The organism is Bacillus sp. N6, from assembly GCF_052805735.1.
Genome location: NZ_CM127843.1, coordinates 4,782,022 through 4,808,064, shown reverse-complemented (window position 1 = coordinate 4,808,064; position 26,043 = coordinate 4,782,022). Strand labels below are relative to the sequence as shown.

The following is a 26,043-nucleotide window of genomic DNA, read 5'->3' as shown; positions in this document are numbered from 1 at the left end:
AGCAAATTGTATAGAACTGAATAGTTCCGTATTAATTAAAATACGTTGATTACTAGATATTAAAAAACACCGGGGGGATTAGAGTGAAGTCATTTAAGAAAGTACTTATAGTAGGGATGGCGTTGACTACAGTATCGATTTTGGGAGCTTGTTCTAGCGATACAGACGTATTAACAAAAGTAGGAGCAAAGCAACCAGCGAAGGCGGAAGGTGACGTATTAAAAGATCAGAAGAAAACACCTATGACTACGAGTAAACGTGAAAGTATTAAAAATGAGGACGCTTCATCATCACAGAAGCGTTATATTTCTCATGATGAATCTCAAAAAATTGAGGAAGGTATGACGTATACAGATATTCTTAATACGATTGACTACGGTGGTGAGAACATAAAATATTATAATAACAATGAAAAACGCGTATTTTATACTGAAAAAGATACGGATGGTACATATGAAATTATGGTTGAATTAAATACATATGGTTACGTTGTGAATATTGAACGTACTGCTATAAAGGATACAGATAAAGATAATGATAAAGATAAAGGTAAGGAGAATGGGGTATCTACGAAACGTATTGAAGAGCCTGTAAAGGAATATGAAGAAAAAAACGATCGTGTACCGTGGTATAAAGATGTAAATAACAATTCGGCAGCAGTAAGTTACAATCAATATTTGAAAATAAAAAAAGGTATGCCCGCGAATCAGGTAAAAGCTGCAATTGGACAGCCACATGTGATTGAGAAATATAAATCTTATTCAGTATATGACTATACTGGTTATGGTGGAGAAGGATCATTACGTGTAATCTTTGAACCGAATGGAACTGTTACGGATGTAGTGGAAGACGGTTTACCACGATAATAAATTAGTTACGGGAAGAGTTGTAGTAAAGTTGTCTTTGATTTTATAAAGTTTTTGGGAGCACCCCAAAATATAGATGAAAAAATAATTCTCTTAGCCATGTTATAGTATTAGTATTTACCGAAGTTTCTTCCAAATTCAATAGCGTTATTGTGGATGTTGTTGTCGTATTATTTTTGCTGATATATACCGCAGTAGGGCAGCAATTGTAATTGGACGTAAAAGGACGCGGAGGAGTAGCAGTTTCCTTTTGAAAGAAGGAGGAAAATATGATGGAGGATATTTTTGAATTCATAGGGAGATACGTAATTAAACCTATTATTAATTTAGTAAGATATCTTGTAATAGAGATTATAATTGAGGGCATAATAGAAGGCGTAATAAACGGTATAAGGAAATTACGTGATAAGTGGCGAAATTGGCGTGAAAGACGTTATTGGCGGTAGTGTAGCTGATGAGAGTGTGAAACAAAAACGTTATACAGAAGTTATGAAGAAGTTTAATGAAATGATAGCAAACGACCCGCATTTAGAATCTGTACTCGTTCCAATTGGTGATGGAATGACAATTTCTAAAGTGAAGAAATAATTATTATCTTACAAAAGTGTAATGTTCATGTCATGTTTTTGAATTTCTTCTTTAAGCTCTGGGCTTTAAGATAAGAATATAAGAAAAAACATATGAGGTGAAGGAAATGAAAAGATACATTGCACTATTTAGTATTTTAGTTGTATTCGCAAGCTTGTTAGTTGGTTGTGATTTAAACCGTATGGGTAAAGATGAGTACTACGTTCAAATTACAGTAGATGGAAAAGAGTATAATGGTAAGTCTAGTAATGGTGAACCATATAAAGATTATCAATATAAACTAACTGGATTTGATAAAGAAGGTAAAGAAAAAGAATTAGAATTTACAGCTGTGAAAAATCTTCGTAAAGAAGCATTCCTACGCGTATATCACTCAGATAAAAAAGGTGTATCAGCTTGGGAAGAAGTAAAGAAAGACGAGCTTCCTGCGAAAGTGAAAGAAAAATTAGGCGTGAAATAAGACAGATAGAAAAGGAATTGACGAACAGGGTCAATTCCTTTTTTTGCTTTCAAATTCTTCTTCTGAAATGACTTTAAATCCGTGTCTTTTAAATAAAGCAGTAGTTACCCCGTAACCAGTTTGCTTATTGCCATTAAATTCACCAGTGTAAATCGTAGAACTGCCACAAGATGGACTACGTTCCTTTAAAATAATATATTCTGGGTATAAATTTTTAATTTGTTCTAATGCTTTATAAGCACCATTTACGAAAGCTTCTGTGACATCTTCACCATCTTTTGTCATCACTTTCGCTTTTCCGTCCAAAACGTCGTCGCCATTCCCGCCAATAATTTCAGCAGAAGGACGAGGTGTTGGCAGTCCTCCTAATACTTCAGGACAAATGAGGACTGTATCTTCTTTTTGTAGTAGCTCCTCTATTTTTGAAACGAGATTGTCATTTCCGTCATATCGAAAAGCTATACCACCTAAACAAGCGCTAATTACGATCATATTTTCATCTCCATTAAAAAAATATTAAATTCCACGCCAAATTCTCTTCCTGCCTCTTACTTATAAATGAGGTGATATAAATGGGAAGCTTATATAATTTAATGAAACCATACAGTGAATTTCGAAGTAAAGAAGAGTTTAATACATATCAAAAACAAGTTTTGAAGTGCTATCGATTTCAATTGAATAAAACGGATGCTACCATTATTCATTTTTTAGGAAAATATGCGGTGAATGAGAAACAAAAAACAGTGGGAGTTGCTTGTCCGTTAATGGAGACGATTGCGAAGAATGTTGGAAAGAGTATTCGTACAGTACGCCGTTCAATTGCAAAGTTAGAGGAACTAGGAATTATAAAGCGTGTTGCAACAAAAGAAAGACATAAGCGCGGCGGGTATAGTGCGAACTTATATATTTTTCTTATATCTGCAATTGACCGCATGGATGACCGTATGAAAATGTCCGCATGTGAAAGTGAGGATCGTGCAGCTGGCTGTAGCGGAAAGGAGCAAAAAAGCGAAAGGGAAACAACTCTTTCTAAAAACATTCCACAAATAAAAGAGAAAAGAAAAATAACGTACGAGCTTGATGAGACATATTGCCGTCATGATATACCGAAGCCTTTTATATACGCACTGGTACCGATGACGAGTAATCCGCAGAAAATTAATATATTTTGGAGTAAGGTCGAGCTTGCGTATAAAAAGAGCGGGTTACTAGAACAAGGTGTTTTATTAGAGCAGATATTAGCTGATGAAGAAGTGTATGGAAATTTCATTTGGCGAGTGAAGAGTGTTGTGAGAGCTTATAAATATGGGGAAATCCGTAAAAATGTGAAGGCACTTTTATATAGTACAGTGCGAGATTTATTTTTAGAGGTTGGATTAGAATGGGGAGCAGCTGTGAGAAGAAGTAAGGGGATAGCGTTATTTGATCCATTTAAAAAGGAGCCATGCGTATAATACATGACTCCAAGTAGCTAGTCGAACTTTCTTACAACTGGAACACGAATCGCTACAAATAGTACGAAGACGATAACAGCAATTGCACCGCTTTTCATAACGGTTACGATTGGAATTCCCATTGCAAGTGCGATTGATGTGAATGCATAAGAGAGCGGGATAAAGCCCATTGATGATAGCATAAGTAAGCTCATTACGCGTCCCATCATTTCCTCTTTTACTGTCGATTGAATCATCGCCATAAGCGGAACGATAGCCATTGCAATTGTAATACCATAAAACATGCCGGCTAATAATGCTTGCCAAAGTACGGTGCTAAAGTTGATGGATAAGAAGAATACACCAGACAGTAGCATCATGATAATGCAAAATAGTCCGCGTCTACGATTAATATTTTTTAAACCGACAATGACAGCGCCTATTGCCATTCCGCCGCCTACAGATGCTTCTAAGTAACTGAAATGGAGCGAGTCACCGTGCAGAACATTTTTAACGAAAAGCGGGAAACCGACTTGCATCGGACCAATTAAAAATAAATTTAAAAAGGCGCTACAAAGAAGGAAAGTTGAAAGGAATGGCGATTCCTTTACATATAAGATTCCTTCTTTAATGGAAGTGAACATACCTTTATCTGTATCTTTTAGTTCTGGCATCGTAAATTGTATTTTTTGAACGATTATGGCTGCGACAATCAGTAATAAAATTGTAATAGAAAATATTGTCTCGTAGTTTGTAAATTTGATCAGAATTCCGCCAAGTACAGGGCCTAAGATGACCGATGCTTGGTTCGTCATTTGTGTAAGTGAATTCGCTTGTGTTAACCGGCTTTTTTCTACCAATTCAGGTAAGATAGATCCATCTGCTGACCAGAAGAAAGCATCAGCAAGTCCAAAGAATAAAGCGAATAAAGCAAATGTATATAGTGTTACATCACCAACGATAAACCATGTGAGAATGGTTGCGACAAGAATCGCTCGAATAATATTGGAGTAAAACATAATGTTTTTTTTCGGGAATTTATCAGCTACAGCGCCGCCGATAATCATAAAAATAAGCCTTGGAACACTAAGAGCTACGAAAACAACACCGAGTGAAGCTTCAAGGTTTAATGTTTTTGCTATGTACCACGTTTGTGAAAAAGTAAAAAAGGCTAAAGCAAAGCTTGAAAAAAGAGTAGCTGCCCAAAGAAAAAGGAAATTCGTATTTTTTAATAACGGTTTTCCGCTTCCTTCTAAAGCAGTTTTATTTTGTTGTAGTTCCTCCATATTGCTTCCTTTCTATGTGACAAATTTAAACTAAAAAACCAGTAAACGCCCGATTGGTGAGGGCTAATACTCAATGGGAGATGCCCTCCGCTGAGTATAGTTTCACTTTATACAGTTTCTAATATTTCTATACTGCACTTTCTCATTGTAGACAATAATAATGGATTTGCCCAGTAGCTATTTAACGACAAAAAAAGATGCCGAATGGGCATCTTTTTTTAGGCTAACGCAATATAAATATCCAATTGTGCATGATTTGGGTCTAATGCTCTTTCGGCGTAAAGTTCAAAGTCTGTTGTGAAGGCACGTTTATTTTCTTTCGACCATTGCCAAATATATTCCCAAGCTTCGCAAACGACTTCAGCAACTGGTCCCTTTCTCGTTGTAAATACAGCATATGTAGCAGCAGGTATTGTTAAAGTTGTCATATTTTCAGGAACGTCTTCTAATGAAGAAACGGGCATACCGATTGTAAATGTATATGTACCAGTTTCATCTGATTCGTAGTTGGAGTAGAAAGCGAATGTTTCTTTCGTTTGTTGATTTGGGATGTGATGCATCATTTGTTCTTGAAAGTATTTGTTCCAAAGCCCGGGGATTTTTCCTTCAGGAGATGCCTCTATTTCATTAGTTGTCGTAACCGAAACGCCGATTGCTTGGAAAGCTTCTTTTTTTACGATAATGGGTTCGTTTATCATTACAAATTCCTCCTTTAAAATAAGAACATACGTTCTTTAATAATGTAACATATTTTTACATGTAACGGTTATTGTTTTTTGAAAATTTTAATCATAAACAACAAACTGAAATAACTAAAAAATGGTAAAAATTCTATTGTATGTATGAATAGGTTAGGGAGTATGTTAAGATTTTTATGTATCCTTTAACTGTTATATAAGCCTATGCAGTAGAACGTTTTTACTATATTAAAAATGGTAAAGGTTTGTATAAGTGTCCGATATATATGCTATTTTTGATAAATTAAAATAGTAATATTCTATGAGATTTATATTGTTGACATTGGGATTTCAACGATACATTTTCGTAGGACGGATTGTTGCGAGTGGATATATATTGCTATGTATACGGCTACGAAATTAAGTAGACGGATAGCAAGTATATAGAAAGGAGAAAGGTAGAAAATATGAAACAAGTATTGAAGTGTTTTAATGTCGTAACGATGATCACACTTCTCCTATCCATCATATTGCCTTCACCCAGTGCTTTTGCTACAGAGATAAATAAAAAAAGCTGGGATGAGTTACAAGGAAATGATGTGAAAATTAAGGCAGAGCAAGTAAATGCTGAAATATATAAGGGAGAAGTAGCGGAGAGGGAGCACGTATTTCAATATACGATTGAAAATACGGGAGCTACACCAATTCAAGAATTGGTGCTTAAACAAAATAATGAAAATGAAATTACGTTCCCTTCGCAATCTGTGAAAGTAAACGGAGAGAAGTTACCCGAAAATAAGGTAGCGGATTTCTATGTAGAGGAAAAAGATAAGGGAGGAAAGGTTCTTTCTTCTAATCTTAAAATTAAAGATTTAAAATCACATGAAAAAATGACTGTGTTAATAAAAGCTCGTCGTGCACAACATTTTAATAAAGAGTATAAGCAAAAAATTAGTGTGCAAAAGGATCAACTACAAATAGGAAACATGTCTGTAGATGTTGAAGGGATTCCTTCTGAAGACAAGGTTGAAGCTAATACCGATGATGAGGCTGACAGTAGTAAGAAAGAAATCGGATCACCAGCTGATGCTAAATCAAAAGAAGTGGATGGAAAATTAAAAGTATCTGCAGGAGATAAAAATAAACCTACAGCGAACACGGAACTAGTGAAGCAGCCAGTAGATAAAGATGAGAAGAAACTAGAAAAAGAAGCGGAAAATCAGAGCGATGCAAAAGTACAAGCTGCATCAGAGAATGCTTCGAAGGTTCAAATGCAAACAGGGGATAAGCAAGGATTTGGAGATCCACTGTATTCTACAATTACTGCTGGTAATTTAGTACAGACTGGCAATGTAACACTTGGTTTGACGACTGATCATTATGGCAGACAAAGTATGGGTTATAAAACGAATAAAATGACTGTGGACGTTGATAACGATGATAGTACTTTTAATTCGTCAACAGGTGCATTTCCTAATATTCCTGCCGGAAGTAAAGTGAAAAAGGCTTACTTATTCTGGACAGCAGCAATGGGGTTACCAGGAAATATTGCTGATAGAAAGGTTACCGAGGATCAAGTAAGGCAACCAGTCAAAATGAAAATGGGAAATAAAGAATATGCAGATGTAACTGCTGATAGCATACGAAAAGCGGATTACCTACCTTATATTTCTAATTACTCAGGTAGTGGCGCAGGATATGTTGCGTATGCAGATGTAACAAATGTAATTGCACAGCAAGGGATTTCACAAACGTTGACAGTTGCAAATGTGCCACAAATTAAAGATGTAACAGGTGGCGGCTATTACTGGGGTAACTGGAATCTTATATTAGTTTATGAAAACTATAAAGAAACAGTAAAAGACATGAAGATTTGGGAAGGGCTAGTCTCTCAAAAAAGTACAGCCTGGACAGATATTAGTGTTAATAAAATAAACACACCAAAAGAAGGTGCTTTTAAGGCGAAATTTAGTTATTTTTCATCGCAAGGTGACCCAGCTGAGAAAGATGGATATGCATATGATTATGGAGAATATGATTTTGGTGCTGGATATATAAAGATAAAAAATATTAACGGTAAAGACAATGATGCGAATGATTCGTCTATGACAGAAGTACAAGTAGACGGTACTAACGAGTTTGTTACGAAAAAATATCCAGGATATAACCCGGATTGGACAAATTCATTCAGTACTGACATTCATACGTATCATCTTGAAGGACCTACTCAAGTAAAAAATGATTTAAAAGAAGCAAAAATGCGTTTTAGAGCAAATGGTGGCGGTGGTGATATTTACGTATTAAATAACGCTACATTCGTTACAGAACATAATGCTCCAAACTTACAAGTTGATAAAAAGGCATTAGATAGTGCCGGTAAAGAAGTTAAGGAAATTAAATCTGGTGAAGAGTTTACGTATCAAATTGAAGTGAAAAATGATACGAAAAATAACCAAGCACCTGTATCTAATGTAAAAGGTTTTGATAAATTAGATGATCGTTTAGAGTATGTTCCGGGGTCTATACAATATATTTCTGGAAGTAATAAAGGAAATAAAACAGATAATGCAAGCGATGATGAAGCAGAGTTTGTAAATAATCAAATTGATTTCCGTATTGGTGAAGGGGCAGATGCTAAAGACGGCGGTGTTTTAAAACCTGGTGAAAGTGCCATTATTACATTTAAAGTAAAAGTGAAAGCTTCTGTACAATCAGATACAACAATAAAAAATATCGTTGCTGTAAAGGGAAAAGATAGTACCGAGGTAAATTATGAAACTACAGATGATGCAAATGTTACGGTTACGCTTCCGAAAGAAGTTCCGGGAGAAATAGAGGCAAGAAAAATAGCTTCTAATAAAACACCGAAGCTAGGTGACGAGGTAGAGTATCGTATTACATTTAAAAATAAGACAAAAGATGGACGTCTAGATGTATTGACAATTGAAGACGAATTACCAAGTAGTCTTGAATACGTGAAAGATAGCTTGAAAGCAGAAGGTGCAAAACCAGAGCCAGTAGAGCTGAAGTTTGAAAATGGTAAAGTAATTGCAAAGTATCCAGAAATTATGGATATGGAAGAAAGAAGTATCGTCTTTAAAACAAAAGTAAAAGAAACTGCAAAAATTGGTGAAGAAATTGTTAATAAAGCAACCGTTAGTGATAAAACAAATCCACCACAGGATTTAGAAGAGAAGATTACACCACACCATAAGGCCGGTAAAATTGCTGCAAAGAAAAAAGCAACAAATAAAAAGCCGAAGCTAGGAGAAGAAGTTGAATATCAAATTAGCTTCAAAAATACGGTGGAAAACGGAAAACTAGATGCAGTTACAATAGAAGATGAAATTCCATCTAACTTAGAATTTGTTCAAGGTAGTGAGAGAGCTGAAGGTGCTGAACCAAATCCAGTAGAGTTAAAAGTAGAAAATGGTAAGGTAATCGCAAAATATCCAGAGATTACGGATACAAAAGAGCGAAGCATTTCCTTTAAAGTGAAAGTAAAAGAAGAGGCAAAAGCCGGAGAAACGATTGTTAATAAAGCGGTTGTGAGTGAGCCAAATGGACAAACTGAGCATCCAGAAGAAAAGATTACGCCGGATTATAAATACGGTAAAGTGGATGTTGAAAAAAGCGTAACGAATCAAACACCAAAACTAGGAGAAGAAGTGGAATACCGAATTACATTTTATAATACGGTAGAAAACGGAAAACTAGAAAAGGTGCTAGTAGAAGATACACTACCTAAAGGTGTTGAATACGTGAAAGATAGTTTGAAAGCTGAAGGTATAAAACCAGAGCCAGTAGAACTAAAAGTGGAAGACGGCAAAGTAATGGCAAAGTATCCAGAAATTACGGATACAGAAAAAAGAAGTATTGTTTTTAAAGTGAAAGTAAAAGATTCGGCAAAAGTAGGGGAGGCAATCGTAAATAAAGCAATTGCAAAAGATCCGAAAAATGAGCCTGTTGAATCAAAGGTTGTTATTACACCGCAAAGTAAAAAAGGTGAAATTGCTGCTACAAAGGTAGTTAATAATAAGAAGCCAAAGTTAGGCGAAGAAATCGAGTACCGCATTAGTTTTCATAATACGGTTGAGAACGGAAAACTTGAAGAGGTGCGAGTGGAAGATACAATTCCAAAAGGTCTTGAATATGTAGAAAATAGTATCAAGGCCGAAGGAGAAGCACCTGGACCAGTAGAATTAGCTGTTGAAAATGGAATAGTCAAAGCTAAGTATATCGATATTATGGATATGAAAGAAAGAAGTATCGTCTTTAAAGTAAAGGTGAAGGAAGAAGCAAAAGTAGATAAAGAGATTGTCAATAAAGCAATTGTTGATGATACGAAAAATCCACCGATTGAGCCGGAAGAAAGAATTACTCCGCAATATAAGGATGGAATAATTGATTCGAAGAAGACAGTAGATAATCCATCACCAAAACTAGGAGAAGAAGTAGAATACCGAATTAGCTTTAAAAATACGGTAGAAAACGGAAAACTAGAAAAGGTAACGATAGAGGATACAATTCCTAACGGTTTAGAGTATGTAAAAGGCAGTGAAAAGGCTGAAGGTGATAAACCAGCTCCATTAAAGTTAAGTGTGAAAGATGGAAAAGTCATTGCTGAATACGAAAATATTACGGATATGAAAGAAAGAAGTATTGTCTTTAAGGTAAAGGTGAAGGAAGAAGCGGAAGTAGGTAAGGAAATCATTAATAAGGCAATTGTTGATGATATGAAGCATCCGAAAGAACCAGAAGCAAAAATCACACCATTACACAAAGATGGAAAAATTAAAGCGAAGAAAATCGTAAATAATGAAACACCGAAGTTAGGAGAAGAAGTAGAATACCGAATTAGTATGAAAAATACGGTTAAGTACGGAAAGCTAACAGACGTGATAATAGAGGATACTCTACCAGAAGGTTTAGAGTATGTAGAAAATAGTTTGAAAGCAGAAGGTGCCGGAACAGATTTAGTAGAGCTGAAATTTGAAAACGGTAAGGTAATGGCAAAATATCCAGAAATTATGGATACAGAAGAAAGAAGTATCGTTTTTAAAGTGAAAGTAAAAGAAGGAGTAACAGTCGGTAAAAAAATCATTAATAAAGCAACTATTGATGATTCGCAAAATAAGCCAGTTAATCCGACAGCGGAAATTATTCCTCAGTATAAAGATGGAAAAATTGAAGCGAAAAAGATGGTAAATAATGAAACGCCGAAGTTAGGAGAAGAAGTGGAATACCGAATCAGCTTTAAAAATACGGTAGAACATGGAAAGCTAACAGAGGTAAAAATAGAAGATGATTTACCAAATGGATTAGAGTATGTGAAAGATAGTGTAAAAGCAGAAGGTTCTAAGCCAGATCCAGTGGAATTGAAATTTGAAAACGGTAAGGTAATGGCAAAGTATCCTGAGATTACAGATACAAAAGAGAGAAGTATTACCTTTAAAGTGAAAGTAAAAGGTAAAGTGAGCGATTCAATTGTTAATGAAGCGATTGTGAGCGATACGAAACATCCGCCAGAAACACCGACAGCAGAAATTATTCCGCAACATAAAGACGGAAAAGTGAAAGCGAAGAAGACGGTAAATAATGAAACGCCGAAGTTAGGAGAAGAAGTAGAATACCGAATTAGTTTTAAAAACACGGTAGAAGACGGAAAACTAGCAGAGGTGAAAATAGAAGATACTTTACCCGAAGGTTTAGAGTACGTAGAAAACAGTGTGAAAGCAGAAGGTGATAAGCCGGATCCAGTAGAATTGAAAGTGGAAAATGGTAAGGTAATGGCGAAGTATCCAGAGATTACGGATACAGAAGAAAGAAGTATCACTTTTAAAGTGAAAGTAAAAGATGAAGTGAAAGTCGGTAAAAAAATCGTCAATAAAGCAATTATTGATGATACGAAAAATGAGCCAGAAACACCGACGGCAGAAATTACTCCACAGCATAAAGACGGAAAAGTGGAAGCGAAGAAGACGGTAAATAATGAAACGCCGAAGTTAGGAGAAGAAGTGGAATACCGAATTAGCTTTAAAAATACGGTAGAAAACGGAAAGCTAGCAGAGTTAAAAATAGAAGACGATTTACCAAATGGATTAGAGTATGTGAAAGATAGTTTACGAGCAGAAGGTTCTAAGCCAAATCCGGTAGAACTGAAAGTGAAAGATGGAAAAGTAATCGCAAAATATCCAGAAATTACGGATCTAGAAGAAAGAAGTATCGTCTTTAAAGCGAAAGTAAAAGAAGAATTTAAGGTTGGTGAAGGCATTGTCAATAAAGTAGTTGTTGATGATACAAAAGATCCAACAACTTCAGAAGTAACAATTACGCCAGAATATAAAGACGGTAAGCTTAAAGCGGAGAAATTTGTAAACAATAAAAAACCGAAATTAGGAGAAGAAGTAGAATACCGAATTAGTTTTAAAAACACGGTAGAAAACGGAAAACTAGTAGAGGTTACAGTAGAAGATGAAATTCCAGCTGGATTAGAGTATGTAGAGAACAGTTTACAAGCAGAAGGATCTAAGCCTAGTCCAGTAGAATTGAAATTTGAAAACGGTAAGGTAATGGCAAAGTATCTAGAAATTACCGATACAAAAGAAAGAAGTATTATCTTTAAAGTGAAAGTAAAAGAAGAGGTAGAAATAGGTAAGGAGATTGTTAATAAAGCAATCGTAGTAGATACAAAAAATAAGCCAGAAGAGCCTCATGTGGAAATTACTCCGCAATATAAAGATGGTAAAATTGCTGCGCAGAAAGTGGCAAATAATCATAAACCGAAACTAGGAGAAGAAGTAGAATATCGAATTAGTTTTAAAAATACGATAGAAAACGGGAAAATAGCAGAGGTAAATATAAAGGATGCCTTACCAAATGGTTTAGAGTATGTAGAAGGCAGCATCACAGCAGAAGGTTCTAAACCGAAACCAGTAGAGCTACATGTGAAAAATAATAAAGTAATGGCAAAGTATCCAGCTATTACAGATACAGAGGAAAGAAGTATTGTCTTTAAAGCGAAGGTAAAAGAAAGCGCAAAAGTGGGAGAAGAAATCGTAAATGAGGCAATTGTAGATGATACAAAGAATCTACCAGAAGAGCCTTATGTACCGATTACACCACAATATAAAGATGGAAAAATTGAGGCAAGAAAAGAAGTAAGTAATCGTGAACCGAAGTTAGGTGAGGAAATCGAATATCGAATTATTTTTAATAATACGGTGAAAGATGGAAAACTAGTAGAGGTAAAGATAGAAGATAAAATTCCAGCTGGATTAGAGTTTGTAGAAGGAAGCGAAAAGGCTGAAGGTGAAGAGCCAAAACCAGTGGAGTTGAAAGTAGAAAATGGTAAGGTAATGGCAAAGTATTCAGAGATTATGGATACGAAAGAAAGAAGTATCGTCTTTAAAGTGAAGGTGAAAGATTCGGTTACAATAGGTAAGGACATTACAAATAAAGCGATTATCCACGTTGATGATCCGAACCACCCTATAACTGAACCGACAGCGAAAATTACACCGCAATATAAAGACGGTAAAATTGCTGCTCATAAAAAGGTGAATAATCATAAACCGAAGCTAGGTGAGGAAATCGAATACCGAATTTCATTTAATAATACGGTGAAAGATGGACAGTTGGCAGAAGTGAAAATTGAGGATGAAATTCCGTCTGGTTTAGAGTATGTGAAAAATAGTCTAAAAGCAGAAGGTGATAAGCCAGCCCCAGTAGAGTTGAAAGAAGAAGCTGGTAAGGTTAGTGCGAAGTATGAAAATATCACTGACATGAAAGAAAGAAGTATTATCTTTAAAGTGAAGGTGAAAGATTCTGTTGAAGTGGACAAAGCAATTGTAAATAAAGCAATTGTTGATGATACAAAAAATCCACCAGAGCGACCGGAAGTAGATATTACACCGCAGCATAAAGCTGGTAAATTTAAAGCTGATAAAAAGGTAAGCAAAAAAGATCCAAAGCTAGGAGAAGAAGTAGAGTACCGAATTAGTTTTAAAAATACGGTAGAAAACGGAAAACTAGCAGAAGTGAAAATTGAGGATCAATTACCAACTGGCTTAGAGTATGTGAAGGATAGTTTAAAATCGGAAGGTAATGAGCCAGCGCCAGTAGAGTTAAAAGAAGAAGCTGGTAAGGTTAGTGCGAAGTATGAAAATATTACTGATACAGCTGAGCGTAGTATTCGCTTTAAGGTAAAAGTAACGGAAGCAGTAAAAGTCGGTAAGAAAATCGTGAATACGGCAATTGTGGATGATGATAATCCGAAGAATCCGCCGCAAAAACCAGAAGCGATTATTACGCCGGAGTATAAGGACGGAAAACTAAAAGCTGAGAAAACAGTAAATAATCCGGCTCCAAAATTAGGAGAAGAAGTAGAGTATCGAATTACTTTCCGTAACGTAGTAGAGTATGGAAAAGTAGCGAAGGTGAAGATTAAGGATGAATTACCAACTGGCTTAGAGTTTGTAGAAGGTAGTGAAAGAGCCGAGGGAGAGAATCCGAAACCGTTGTATGTGAAAGTGAAAAACGGCACAGTACTCGCAGAATATCCAGAAATTACGGACATGAAAGAAAGAAGCATCGTCTTTAAAGTAAAAGTGAAAGATAAAGCTAAAATTGGCGAAGCGATTGTGAATACGGCGGTTGTGGAAGATACAATAAACCCACCAGAGAAACCGAATGTCGCTATACAGCCTCAATATAAAGATGGTGCATTACAAGCAGAAAAAACAGTAAGTAATCATGAACCGAAGTTAGGAGAAGAAGTAGAATATCGAATTAGCTTTGAAAATACGGTAGAGAACGGAAAACTAACTGAGGTAAAGGTAGAAGATGAAATTCCAGCCGGTTTAGAATACGTACAAGATAGTATAAAGTCTGATGGGCCGGAACCAATTCCAGTAGAACTTAAAGTTGAGAATGGAAAAGTAACAGCAAAGTATCCAGAAATTACGGATACGAAAAAAAGAAGTATCATCTTTAAAGCGAAAGTACAAGAAACGGTACAAGTAGGAAAAGAAATTATAAACAAGGCGGTTGTGGATGATAATAATCCGACAAATCCACCGGTTGAGTCACTTGTACCAATTACACCGCAATATAAAGATGGGAAACTAGAGGCAAGGAAAGAAGTAAGTAATCATGAACCAAAGCTAGGGGAAGAAATCGAATATCGAATTACTTTTAACGGCATAGTAGATGGCGGGAAGTTAGTTGATGTAAAGATTGAAGATGAAATTCCGTCTGGTTTAGAGTATGTGAAAGATAGTCTGAAGGCTGTAGGTGATAAGCCTGTACCAACAGAACTTAAAGTTGAGAATGGAAAAGTAACAGTAAAGTATCCAGAAATTACGGATACGAAAGAAAGAAGTATCATCTTTAAAGTAAAGGTAAAAGAATCAGTAAAAGCTGGAGAGGAAATAACAAATAAAGCGATTATTCACGTAGATGATCCAAATCATCCAGTTATGGAACCGACAGCGACAATAAAGCCAGAATATAAAGATGGTAAGGTAAAAGCAACGAAGACAGTAAGTAATAAAGAACCGAAGCTAGGAGAAGAAATCGAATACCGAATTAGCTTTGAAAATACGGTAGAAAACGGAAAATTAGCTGAGGTAAAGATAGAAGATGAAATTCCAGCCGGTTTAGAGTACGTGCAAGATAGTATTCGATTTGAAGGGGCTGAACCAAATCCAGTAGAGTTAAAAATGGAGTTTGGAAAAGTAATAGCGAAGTATCTAGAAATTACAGATACGAAAGAACGTAGTATTATTTTTAAAGTGAAGGTAAAAGCAGCACCAAGTAAAGGGATAACAAATAGAGCGATAGTGGACGATAGAATAAATACACCACTTGAGCCTACAGTTACAATTTTACCGAAAACAAAAGAAGATTTTAAGATACCGGAAGATCCGAAAGAACCAGAAGTGAAACCGGAAGACCCGAAAGAGCCGAAGGAGCCAGAAGTGAAACCGGAAGATCCGAAAGAGCCGAAGGAGCCAGAAGTGAAACCGGAAGATCCGAAAGAACCGAAGGAGCCAGAAGTGAAACCGGAAGACCCGAAAGAGCCGAAGGAGCCAGAAGTGAAACCGGAAGATCCGAAAGAACCGAAGGAGCCAGAAGTGAAACCGGAAGACCCGAAAGAGCCGAAGGAGCCAGAAGTGAAACCGGAAGACCCGAAAGAACCGAAGGAGCCAGAAGTGAAACCGGAAGACCCGAAAGAGCCGAAGGAGCCAGAAGTGAAACCGGAAGATCCGAAAGAGCCGAAGGAGCCAGAAGTGAAACCGGAAGATCCGAAAGAACCGAAGGAGCCAGAAGTGAAACCGGAAGACCCGAAAGAGCCGAAGGAGCCAGAAGTGAAACCGGAAGATCCAAAAGAACCGAAAGAGCCAGAAGTGAAACCGGAAGACCCGAAAGAGCCGAAGGAGCCAGAAGTGAAACCGGAAGACCCGAAGGAACCGAAGGAGCCAGAAGTGAAACCGGAAGACCCGAAAGAGCCGAAGGAGCCAGAAGTGAAACCGGAAGATCCGAAAGAGCCGAAGGAGCCAGAAGTGAAACCGGAAGATCCGAAAGAACCGAAGGAGCCAGAAGTGAAACCGGAAGACCCGAAAGATCTGAAGAAACCGGAAGTAAGACTGGAAAAGTTAAATAAAGACTCGCAAGTAAAAGTAGAAAAAGAATTACCGAAAACAGGGGCAGCACATCCATGGATGATGTCAGTTGGTGCGGGAATTTCATTCTTAGTTGGCGGAGTATTATTCGTATTAGGTAGAAGAAGAAAACAATAATTTTTGTAGACGAAAAGCACACTGAGTTCGATAGTTTATCGAATTCAGTGTGCTTTCGTGGTATATAAAATAAAAGCTCCTTCCGGGTATGGAAGGAGCTTTTATTTTTACATATTAAAACATGCTTGAGCTATGCATTGGTTGAAGTTTTGCATTTGGATCGAAGTAAGCTTTTGCATTGTTTACTGCTGTCGGTGCTTCGCCAAATCCACAAGCGATAAGTTTTACTTTTCCTTCATATGTACAAATGTCACCAGCAGCGTAAATGCCAGGAATATTTGTTTCCATTTTTGAATTCACAAGGATGCTATTTTTTTGTATATCTAAGCCCCAGTTTTTAATTGGGCCAAGAGAGGAAACGAAGCCGTAGTTTACAATTACATCATCAACATCGATGATAACTTTTTCTTCAGTTTTTACGTGCTGAAGAACGACTTGTTCAATTTTGTCATCACCAATGAGTTCAACTGGAACATACGGTGTACTTACTTCTGCACGAGAATTCATTAAGTTTTCGACGCTATGTTCATGTGCGCGGAATTTATCACGGCGATGAACGATTGTAACTTTGTCAGCAATCGGTTCTAACATCATCGTCCAGTCTACTGCTGAGTCGCCACCGCCAAATACTACGACGCGCTTGCCAGCAAATTTATTCATATCATCAACGAAATAATGTAAGTTTTTCTTTTCGTATTTTGCTGTACCTTCTAATTCTAAGCGGCGTGGTTGGAAAGCACCATTGCCGGCAGTAATAATGACTGATTTAGAATAGTGAGTTTGTTTATTCGTAACAAGTTTAAATATACCATCAGCTTGTTTTTCAAGCGTATCAACAGCTTCTTCTAAGCAAATGGTTGGATCAAATTTCTTCATTTGCTCTTTTAAGTTATCAACTAATTCTTGTGCGCGCACTTTTGGAAATCCAGCTACATCATAAATGTATTTTTCAGGGTAGAGTGCGGATAATTGTCCTCCAAGTTGAGGTAAGCTTTCAATGATTTTTACACTTGCTTGTCTCATCCCGCCATAAAATGCTGTGAATAGTCCTGTTGGACCACCACCAATAATTGTTATGTCGTAAACTTTTTGATTTTCTGCCACTTTCATTCCCCCTATAGATGGAATTTTGATATTGATTTCATATATTGTTCATATGTACACGAAAATCCTGCAAATGATGACACTTTCAAATAAATGATAGCATATTTGAGTTCATAATACTTCTGAAAACGACTGAATTGTGTGTAAGTTTTCGCATAGATGCTTTTTGTATTGTATAAAATATACAGAAAGGAAAATACATGAAAAAAAGGCTGAAAAACCCTTGAAAACGCTATGTTATTTTAAAATATTGATAATTCTCCAGAAGCTTGAATTCTGGAATAAAACCGACTAATATAGGGAAGTATTATGTTAAATTTCTATGACAAAATTCGTACGATTTTTTGACTGCGTTTTGTTATGATATAGAATGTGATAAATTCCACATTCTTGACAAATAGAGTTTTTAGTACTTGGTATTATTTCTCATTACTATTATATAAAGAAAAGGGTTGTGATTTGGTGAAGACTCCAAAAATCGTAGTTTTAGGTGCAGGTTATGGCGGGATGATTACGACTGTTCGTCTGCAAAAAGCATTATCTGTAAATGAAGCTGAAATTACGTTAGTAAACAACAACAGCTATCACTACCAAGCGACTTGGTTACACGAGAGCGCAGCTGGTACATTACAAGATGAAAAAATCTGTCTAGATATTCAAGACGTTATTGATACAAATAAAGTGAACTTTGTACAAGACACAGTAGTAGAAATTAAAGCTGCTGAAAAACGTATTATCTTAAAAGACGGCGAGTTAGAGTATGACTACTTAGTAATCGGTCTTGGTTTCGAATCAGAAACATTCGGAATTACAGGATTAAAAGAGCATGCATTCTCAATCGCTAACATTAATGCAACTCGTGAAATTCGTGAGCATATGGAAGCTAGTTTCGCTAAATATGCAGGTGAAAAGCGCGATGAGTTAGTAACAATCGTTGTTGGTGGTGCTGGATTTACTGGTATCGAGTACGTAGGTGAGCTTGCAAACCGTGTTCCTGAACTTTGCAAACAGTACAATGTACCACGTGAAAAAGCACGTATCATCTGTGTAGAAGCTGCTCCAACAGCACTTCCAGGTTTCGATCCAGCATTAGTAGAATATGCTGTAAAACAACTTGAGAAAAAAGGCGTAGAATTCCGCATCGGTACAGCAATTAAAGAAGCAACTGAAGAAGGTATTATTGTTGCAAATGGTGATGATACTGAATTAATTAAGTCTGAAACAGTAGTTTGGGCTGCAGGTGTTCGTGGTAATGGTATTGTGGAAGAGTCTGGCTTTGAAGCAATGCGCGGACGTGTAAAAGTTGATGAGTACATGCACGCTCCAGGATACGAAGAGGTATTCATGGTTGGTGATGCAGCGTTAATCATTAACGAAGAAATTAACCGTCCTTACCCACCAACAGCACAAATTGCAATTCAACAAGGTTACAATATTGCACACAACTTAACTGTATTAGTTCGTGGCAAGGGCGAAATGAAAAAATTCGCATTCGATAATAAAGGATCTGTATGTTCTTTAGGTCATGACGATGCAATGGGCGTTGTTATGGGTAAAAAGTTAACAGGTTGGAAAGCTTCCTTCATGAAGAAAGTAATCGATAACCGCTACTTATTCTTATTAGGTGGACCTTTATTAGTTCTTAAAAAAGGTAAATTAAAGTTCTTTTAATATATAGTAGAAAAAGCAGAAACGGCTAAGCGCCGTTTCTGCTTTTTTTCATATAATACATGTTTTCGATATAACAATAGAAAGATGGGAGAAATGTTTTATTTGAACATTGCCTTATCATGAAATGGATGAATTCAATGTTTTATTTTCTTCATAATTACATTTCTGCATCTTGATATTTTTTTGTTAACAGTATATCGACAAAATGGGTTTTTTCACTTTTTGAAAAAAGGAAATTTCACAGCGAATTAAAAAGTATAGTATAATATATGGAAAAGAAAGAATATTCTGTCCGTTCGGATGGAGGAGGATGCATCATGGGGAAGCGCGGGAAAGTATGGTTAGCTGTTAGTGGCTTAGTAGCTACAAAAGATGGCAGGTGGCTATTCGTTAAGAAGAAATACAGTGGATTAAAAGGGAAATGGTCTTTACCGGCTGGTTTTGTAAATGAAGGTGAGACAGTTGATGAAGCTGTGAAACGCGAAGTGTTAGAAGAGACAGGCATTGTCGCTCATGTGAAGGGGATCATTGGTGTTCGATCGGGTGTTATTCGTGATGAAATTAGTGATAATATGATTATTTTCCTTTTGGAGCCTGAAGGAGAAAATATTATTGTACAGGAGAAAGAATTGTCTGAAGTGGCGTTCTTACATCCAGATAAGATTGCGGACGATCCGAATACGTCTGTACTTATTAAATATTTGTTAGAAGGAAGATCAGAACTACATCTTGAAGTGGACAAAACATTAAATCCAGGAGAACCATTTGGTTATACAGCCTATCACGTATTTACGGCACGTGCGAAGGAGAGGGAGAAAGAGTGAGTATACCGGTACTACTTATTTCAATGATGTTATTTTTTATTTTGTTCTTTGGAATTGGATTTTTACTCAACATGATTTTGCGAGCTACTTGGGTAATGGTTATTGTGTATCCGATTGTTTGTATGCTTATTATTAATAAAGCGAGTATGTGGGATTATTTTTCAAAACCGAAAGAAACATTTTCTTCATTTGGGACAAGTGTATCGCACTTAGGACAAGCAGACGTGTTTATTCTATCTACTGGATTAGTAGGGGCTGCTTTAGCAGGAGTCGTGATCAAGAAACTTCGGAAAAGCGGATATCAAATGTTTTAATCTCCAACTAAGTTGGAGATTATTTTTTGCATATTCCTTCATCGTATAGGGAATGATTAACGATGAAGGAGTGTGGAATATAAAAATGTTAAAACGATATTGTATTCGCATTATGATGACTTGTTTACTTGCATTTGCATTATGCGTAACATGGAAGGCTTTCACTGGAGTTTCTTTATTAGAGATTGTAAAGACATATGAAGGAATGAGTGCAAAAGAAGTACATGCAGCAGAAGTTAAGAGAAATGTTGCTCCGAGTAAAGAAGTGATAAATGCTTTAGAGCAGGCAAACGACTGGTCTAAATATCGTTCAATTGAAATGACTGCAACAGGTTATACATCGGGGATTGAGTCAACAGGTAAGAGGCCAGGGCATCCAGAGTATGGTATTACATATTCAGGTGTTAAAGTGAAAAGGGATTTATATTCCACAATTGCTGCGGACTTACGCGTATTCCCGATTGGAACGATTCTCTTCGTGCCAGGTTACGGGTATGGTGTAGTAGCTGATAAGGGCGGAGCAATAAAAGGAAACCGTCTTGATTTATATTATGATACGGTGAAAGATGTTTATAGCCAATGGGGTAAGAAAAAAGTAAATGTGTATGTAGTAAAAGTAGGAAAAGGTAAGTTTACAGAAGAAGAGTTAACGATGTTAAATCAAGACGAAACGATGCAAGTGTTTCGTGGTCAATATTTAAAGCAAAGATAGTCTAGTCGTAATTACGCTAGACTTTTTTTCTTGGCTTATTTCATAATAGAGGAGATTTTACACGTCATATAACTGTAGTTAGAATTGTCGCATTTTATCGAAAATAAAGTTATAATGGTGGTAGAGAAATTTAGGGGGTCTGAACATGTTTCAAGTACAAAAAGAATTAGCAGGTCACGAAGCAGTAATTGTCGCTTTATTTGAAGAAGAGAAAATGAGTAGTTTTGTACAAGAACTGGACAAAGCGTTTGAAGGACAATTACAAGTTTTACTAGAAGAGAAAGAATTATCTACGAAGAAAAAGGCCATTTCGAAAGTACATAGCTTAGGAAAAACAAATGTGAAACGTTATTACTTTGTTGGTTTAGGCAAGAAGGAGTCTTATACGACAGAAACGTTACGTGTGGCTCTTGGAAAAACGTTTAAAACACTACAAGCAGCAAAAGTACAAGATGCAGCAATCTTACTTGATTCTTTCGTAACAGAGAAATTAGACGCGATTGATGTCGCTCATATTGCAGCAGAGGTACAAGGCCTTGGTACATATGAATTACAAACGTATAAATCAGATAAAAAGGATCGTGTAGAGTTAGAGAAGTTCACGGTTATTACAGCGGAAGATGCACAAGAAATTGAAGCTGCATTAACAGTTGGCTACGTACATGGACGTGCAACAAATTCAGCTCGTACACTTGTAAATATGCCGCCAAACGTATTAACAGCGACAAAGCTTGCTGAGTATGCTGTTGAGTTAGCGGAGAAGTATGATATGGACTATAAAGTTCTTGAAAAAGAAGAGATGGAAGATCTTGGTATGGGTGCGTTACTTGCAGTAAACCAAGGGAGTACAGAGCCACCCAAAATGATTGCTCTTATTTATAAAGGAAAAGAAGAGTGGACAGATGTCATTGGATTCGTTGGAAAAGGTATTACATACGATACAGGTGGTTATTCTTTAAAACCACGTGAAGGCATGGTTGGTATGAAAGGTGATATGGGCGGTGCAGCTGCTGTATTAGGTGCGATGGAAATTATCGGAGAACTGCGCCCAGAACAAAATGTGATCGCTGTTATTCCTTCAACAGATAACGTTGTAAGTGGTACGGCATTTAAGCCAGACGATGTAATCACATCTATGAGTGGAAAAACAATTGAAGTATTAAATACGGATGCAGAAGGTCGTCTAGCTTTAGCTGATGGTATTACGTATGCGAAAAAACTTGGCGCAAACTACCTTGTTGATGTTGCAACATTAACAGGCGGTGTAATTGTTGCACTTGGAAACCATACGACAGGCGCAATGACAAATAATGAAGAGTTGTTTGAGCAAGTACTAGAGGCTTCTATGGAAACAGATGAACCAATTTGGCAACTACCGATTTTTGATCGTGATAAAGAACGTGTGAGAAACAGTAAGTTTGCTGATTTAAATAACTCACCAGGCCGTGAAGGACATGCGGTTATGGCAGGTACATTCCTAGGCGAATTCGCTGAAGATACACCGTGGGTACACTTAGATATCGCTGGAACATCAGAAACAAAAGGCGCGCACGACTTAGGTCCAGCTGGAGCAACTGGTGCAATGGTACGCACACTTGCAACACTTGTGGAGCGTTTCGGAGAAGAATAAGAGTATAAGTGAAGACTGTTCCAATATTTTGGAACAGTCTTCTTTTTTATAGGTTTGTTTATCCCGCTATTTGCCGGACAGTAAGACCCTAACCTCAAAATTTAGTGGAAGTAAAGAAGTGAGGTGGGGTTGCCCGTAAACGCTCAATTGGTGAGGGCTGATTAAAGTTTCACTTTATAAAGAAATTGTATACAAAATCCCATTTAAAGCAAAAGAAGTACGGCCCGTTTCTTCAGAGACAACTAATATAAGTGCATCACTCTTTTCTGATAAGCCTATTGCAGCTCTGTGACGCGTTCCTAGCTCAGAATCAACTTCTGTACTTTTCGTTAAAGGAAGAATATTAGCAGCTGAGACTATATGATTATTTTTTACGAGAACGGCACCGTCATGAAGAGGGTTACCTGGGTAAAATATTGATTCGAGTAATGGCGCAGTTAAATGAGCGTTTAATGTCGTTCCAGTTTGAATGAAAGCTTCAAGCGTTTCATTTCGTTCCACAACGATAAGAGCACCATGTTTTCTAGCGCTTAAATGTTGGATAGCTGTCGTAATAAAAGATGAACTTTCCGTATAAGGTGATAAATATGCCTGAATATAGTATGTAGCTGCCAATGTTTGTACATTTGCCAACATATGATGAATATCTTCCATTTTGCATAAAATACATTCATCTTCTTTATCGATTGCGTTTCTCATAATCGATAGTTCTCTTTCGGCAATTTCAATCATTTGCTTTGTTTGTATTTTGAGCTCTTCTGACAAGCCCCATTCTTGCATAATCCTCATTCCCTTTAGTGGAGTATTTAACAATAGTGTATACAAATATTCCTAGTAAAATCCTGCTAGATTTTATAAAATATTGAGATACAGCATATTTTTTTCATATAATAAAGATATGACAAGCGGGAGGAGAGAGAAGAATGAATTGGAAACAAGAATTTAGTCGCTGGCTTTCTTACGCACAATTAGATGCAGAATTAAAAGAACAGCTAGAAAATATGAAGCAAGATGAGAAGAAAATCGAGGATAGCTTTTATAAAAATCTAGAGTTTGGCACAGGTGGTATGCGTGGTGAACTTGGTGCTGGTACGAACCGTTTAAACGTATATACAGTTCGTAAAGCAACAAAAGGATTAGCAAGCTTTATTGAAAAGTTAGGTGAGGAAGCGAAAAAACGAGGTGTTGTTGTAGCCTATGATTCTCGACATAAATCACCTGAATTCGCAATGGAGGTCGCTGCAACACTTGGCGCACGCGGTATCACAACATATGTGTTTGAAAGCTTACGTCCAACGCCAGTGCTTTCTTTCGCAGTTCGTCATTTACATACAGTAAGTGGAATCGTCCTTACGGCAAGCCATAATCCGCCTGAATATAACGGATATAAAGTATACGGTGAAGATGGTGGACAGTTGCCTCCAAAAGAGGCAGATGAGTTAATTAGCTACGTAAACGCAGTAGAAGATGAATTAACAGTTGAAGTCGCTGATGTAGAGCAATTAAAAGCTGACGGTTTATTACATATTATTGGACAAGAAGTAGATGATGCATATGCTGCAGAATTGAACAATGTCATCATTAATAAAGAAATGGTACAAAAGGTTGGTAAAGACTTAAAAATCGTCTTTACACCATTACACGGAACATCAAATATTTCTGTACGCCGTGGTTTAAAAGAAGTTGGATTTACAGATGTAACAGTTGTAAAAGAGCAAGAGTTACCAGATCCAAACTTCTCTACAGTAAAATCACCGAACCCAGAAGAGCACGCAGCGTTTGAGTATGCAATTCGTGACGGTGAAAAGGTAGGCGCAGATGTATTAATCGCAACTGATCCTGACGCAGATCGCCTTGGTGTAGCAGTTCGTAATCATAATGGTGAGTTCCAAGTATTAACAGGTAACCAAACAGGTGCATTAATGCTTGATTACTTACTATCTCAAAAGAAAGAAAACGGAACGCTTCCAGAGAACGGTGTCGTATTAAAAACAATTGTAACGTCTGAAATTGGTCGTACAATTGCAAAAGCATACGGTTTAGATACAATTGATACGTTAACTGGATTTAAATTTATCGGTGAGAAAATTAGACAGTATGAAGAAAGCGGACAATACGAATTCCAATTCGGTTATGAGGAAAGCTATGGTTATTTAATCCGTCCATTCTGCCGTGATAAAGATGCAGTACAATCTGTCCTATTTGCATGTGAAGTAGCTGCATACTACAAATCACAAGGGAAAACGTTATATGATGGTCTATTAGAAGTATTTGAGAAATACGGATTCTTCCGTGAAGACCTTGTATCGTTAACGTTAAAAGGAAAAGATGGAGCGGAACAAATCCAAGAGATGATGGCGACGTTCCGTGAGAATCCTCCGAAAGAAGTAGCGGGCTTAACAGTCGTAGCAGTTGAAGACTATAAAGCAAGCATTGTTACATCTTTACAAGATGGACATAAAGAAGAGATTCACTTACCGAAATCAAATGTGTTAAAATATCAATTAGAGGATGGTTCATGGTTCTGCCTACGTCCATCTGGAACTGAACCGAAGATTAAGTTCTACTTTGGTGTAAAAGATAGTTCTTTACAAAATAGTGAACAAAAGTTACTTACTATTAAAGAAGATATTATGAATCGTTTATAATATAAAGTAATTTTAAGTAGTAGGGAACAAAAGGGAGCGAAATCTCCCTTTTGTTTTATGTAAGGAAATGATCGTTATTGATTCTGACAGAAGAGAGGGTATTTTGTGATGAAAAAAGTAAGAAAAGCCATAATCCCAGCAGCTGGATTGGGAACACGTTTTTTACCAGCAACAAAAGCAATGCCGAAAGAAATGTTGCCGATAGTAGATAAACCAACTATCCAATACATCGTAGAAGAAGCAATACAATCAGGAATCGAAGATATTATTATCGTTACTGGTAAAACAAAGCGCTCTATTGAAGATCATTTTGATAATGCATTTGAGTTAGAGCAAAACTTATTAGAAAAGAAAAAGTATGAGTTACTTGAAAAAGTACAGGCTTCTTCAAAAATGGTAGATATTCATTATATTCGTCAAAAAGAACCAAGAGGATTAGGACACGCTGTTTGGTGTGCACGTAAATTCATCGGTGATGAGCCATTTGCTGTTTTATTAGGCGATGATATCGTTCAAGCTGAAAAACCATGCTTACGTCAATTAATCGAAGAATATGATAAAACGCTTTCTTCTGTTATTGGTGTACAAACGGTTCCAGAAAATGAAACACACCGCTACGGAATTATTGATCCATTAGAACAAGAAGGTCGTCGTTACCAAGTTCGCAATTTCGTTGAGAAACCAGCACAAGGTACAGCACCTTCAAACTTAGCGATTATGGGCCGTTACATCTTAACGCCTGAAATCTTTATGTTCTTAGAGCAGCAACATGTCGGTGCTGGTGGTGAAATTCAGTTAACAGATGCAATCCAAAGCTTAAATGAAATCCAACGTGTATTTGCTTACGATTTCGAAGGAAAGCGCTACGACGTAGGTGAAAAGCTAGGATTTGTTCAAACGACAATCGAAATGGCCCTGCAACACCCAGAATTACGTGATGACATGGTTGTAATGATGAAGAAAATTTTAGAAGAACAAGTGAATCAAGAGTCTTAATATAAAAAAAGAGTTATTGCAGCAAGCTGCAA

The 26,043-nt window shown here is 36.8% G+C and carries 17 protein-coding genes and 1 pseudogene; 13 read left to right on the top strand and 5 right to left on the bottom strand.

Annotated elements, in window-relative coordinates; all coding sequences use genetic code 11:
- Positions 1-83: 83 nt before the first annotated feature.
- From ACUXVC_RS24850 to ACUXVC_RS24835, 4 genes and pseudogenes are all read left to right on the top strand, one after another.
- Positions 84-866 (top strand): hypothetical protein, encoded by a 783-nt coding sequence (locus ACUXVC_RS24850; RefSeq protein WP_098976060.1) that lies wholly within the window; start codon positions 84-86, stop codon positions 864-866.
- A gap of 104 nt (positions 867-970) precedes the next feature.
- Positions 971-1,155 (top strand): annotated as a pseudogene (locus ACUXVC_RS24845) (hypothetical protein).
- 113 nt (positions 1,156-1,268) lie between these two features.
- Positions 1,269-1,454 carry a methyltransferase gene (locus ACUXVC_RS24840; RefSeq protein ID WP_069356400.1) on the top strand — a complete coding sequence of 62 codons (186 nt, stop codon included), beginning with the start codon at positions 1,269-1,271 and terminating at the stop codon, positions 1,452-1,454.
- Positions 1,455-1,560: 106 nt separating this feature from the next.
- The gene (locus tag ACUXVC_RS24835; RefSeq protein ID WP_089171920.1) at positions 1,561-1,914 is read left to right on the top strand and encodes a YxeA family protein; all 354 of its coding nucleotides are present in this window, start codon (positions 1,561-1,563) and stop codon (positions 1,912-1,914) included.
- Between the two features lie 30 nt (positions 1,915-1,944).
- Here the strand turns inward: ACUXVC_RS24835 and ACUXVC_RS24830 are convergent, their stop codons facing one another.
- Complete coding sequence (locus ACUXVC_RS24830) at positions 1,945-2,406, bottom strand: DUF523 domain-containing protein (protein WP_446025865.1); 462 nt, start codon at positions 2,404-2,406, stop codon at positions 1,945-1,947.
- An 80-nt stretch (positions 2,407-2,486) separates the two neighbouring features.
- On the opposite strand from ACUXVC_RS24830, the gene ACUXVC_RS24825 reads away from it, so the two are divergent.
- Positions 2,487-3,368: a helix-turn-helix domain-containing protein gene (locus tag ACUXVC_RS24825; RefSeq protein WP_098976059.1), complete on the top strand. Its 882-nt coding sequence runs from the start codon at positions 2,487-2,489 to the stop codon at positions 3,366-3,368.
- Positions 3,369-3,385: 17 nt separating this feature from the next.
- Here the strand turns inward: ACUXVC_RS24825 and ACUXVC_RS24820 are convergent, their stop codons facing one another.
- Positions 3,386-4,633 carry an MFS transporter gene (locus ACUXVC_RS24820; protein WP_098976058.1) on the bottom strand — a complete coding sequence of 416 codons (1,248 nt, stop codon included), beginning with the start codon at positions 4,631-4,633 and terminating at the stop codon, positions 3,386-3,388.
- 218 nt (positions 4,634-4,851) lie between these two features.
- Entirely contained in the window at positions 4,852-5,331 is a 480-nt protein-coding gene (locus ACUXVC_RS24815) for a GyrI-like domain-containing protein (protein WP_095690054.1), read from the bottom strand.
- A gap of 446 nt (positions 5,332-5,777) precedes the next feature.
- Between ACUXVC_RS24815 and ACUXVC_RS24810 the strand changes: the two genes are divergently transcribed.
- The gene (locus ACUXVC_RS24810; RefSeq protein ID WP_446025864.1) at positions 5,778-16,112 is read left to right on the top strand and encodes an isopeptide-forming domain-containing fimbrial protein; all 10,335 of its coding nucleotides are present in this window, start codon (positions 5,778-5,780) and stop codon (positions 16,110-16,112) included.
- Positions 16,113-16,226: 114 nt separating this feature from the next.
- Here the strand turns inward: ACUXVC_RS24810 and ACUXVC_RS24805 are convergent, their stop codons facing one another.
- The gene (locus ACUXVC_RS24805) at positions 16,227-17,216 is read right to left on the bottom strand and encodes an NAD(P)/FAD-dependent oxidoreductase (protein WP_000829772.1); all 990 of its coding nucleotides are present in this window, start codon (positions 17,214-17,216) and stop codon (positions 16,227-16,229) included.
- A gap of 462 nt (positions 17,217-17,678) precedes the next feature.
- Between ACUXVC_RS24805 and ACUXVC_RS24800 the strand changes: the two genes are divergently transcribed.
- The 5 genes from ACUXVC_RS24800 (at position 17,679) to pepA (ending at position 22,367) form a co-directional block, all read left to right on the top strand.
- Entirely contained in the window at positions 17,679-18,887 is a 1,209-nt protein-coding gene (locus tag ACUXVC_RS24800) for an NAD(P)/FAD-dependent oxidoreductase (protein WP_141240972.1), read from the top strand.
- A 317-nt stretch (positions 18,888-19,204) separates the two neighbouring features.
- Complete coding sequence (locus ACUXVC_RS24795) at positions 19,205-19,711, top strand: NUDIX hydrolase (RefSeq protein ID WP_000517993.1); 507 nt, start codon at positions 19,205-19,207, stop codon at positions 19,709-19,711.
- Positions 19,708-20,025: a YuiB family protein gene (locus ACUXVC_RS24790; RefSeq protein WP_000027016.1), complete on the top strand. Its 318-nt coding sequence runs from the start codon at positions 19,708-19,710 to the stop codon at positions 20,023-20,025. Before ACUXVC_RS24795 ends, ACUXVC_RS24790 begins: the two co-directional genes overlap by 4 nt.
- Positions 20,026-20,110: 85 nt before the next feature.
- Positions 20,111-20,737: a 3D domain-containing protein gene (locus tag ACUXVC_RS24785; RefSeq protein ID WP_002094181.1), complete on the top strand. Its 627-nt coding sequence runs from the start codon at positions 20,111-20,113 to the stop codon at positions 20,735-20,737.
- A 145-nt stretch (positions 20,738-20,882) separates the two neighbouring features.
- Positions 20,883-22,367, top strand: a complete 1,485-nt coding sequence (pepA, locus tag ACUXVC_RS24780) for a cytosol aminopeptidase (protein WP_095690058.1) — start codon at positions 20,883-20,885, stop codon at positions 22,365-22,367.
- A 174-nt stretch (positions 22,368-22,541) separates the two neighbouring features.
- On the opposite strand, the gene cdaS is transcribed toward pepA, so the two are convergent.
- Positions 22,542-23,147, bottom strand: coding sequence for a sporulation-specific diadenylate cyclase CdaS (gene cdaS / locus ACUXVC_RS24775; protein ID WP_001158743.1), 606 nt, complete (start codon positions 23,145-23,147; stop codon positions 22,542-22,544).
- A gap of 143 nt (positions 23,148-23,290) precedes the next feature.
- Between cdaS and ACUXVC_RS24770 the strand changes: the two genes are divergently transcribed.
- The gene (locus ACUXVC_RS24770) at positions 23,291-25,015 is read left to right on the top strand and encodes a phospho-sugar mutase (protein ID WP_001104220.1); all 1,725 of its coding nucleotides are present in this window, start codon (positions 23,291-23,293) and stop codon (positions 25,013-25,015) included.
- Positions 25,016-25,123: 108 nt separating this feature from the next.
- A complete protein-coding gene (gene galU, locus ACUXVC_RS24765) occupies positions 25,124-26,011 on the top strand; it encodes a UTP--glucose-1-phosphate uridylyltransferase GalU (protein WP_000757815.1) in 888 nt (295 codons plus the stop codon).
- Positions 26,012-26,043 lie beyond the last annotated feature (32 nt).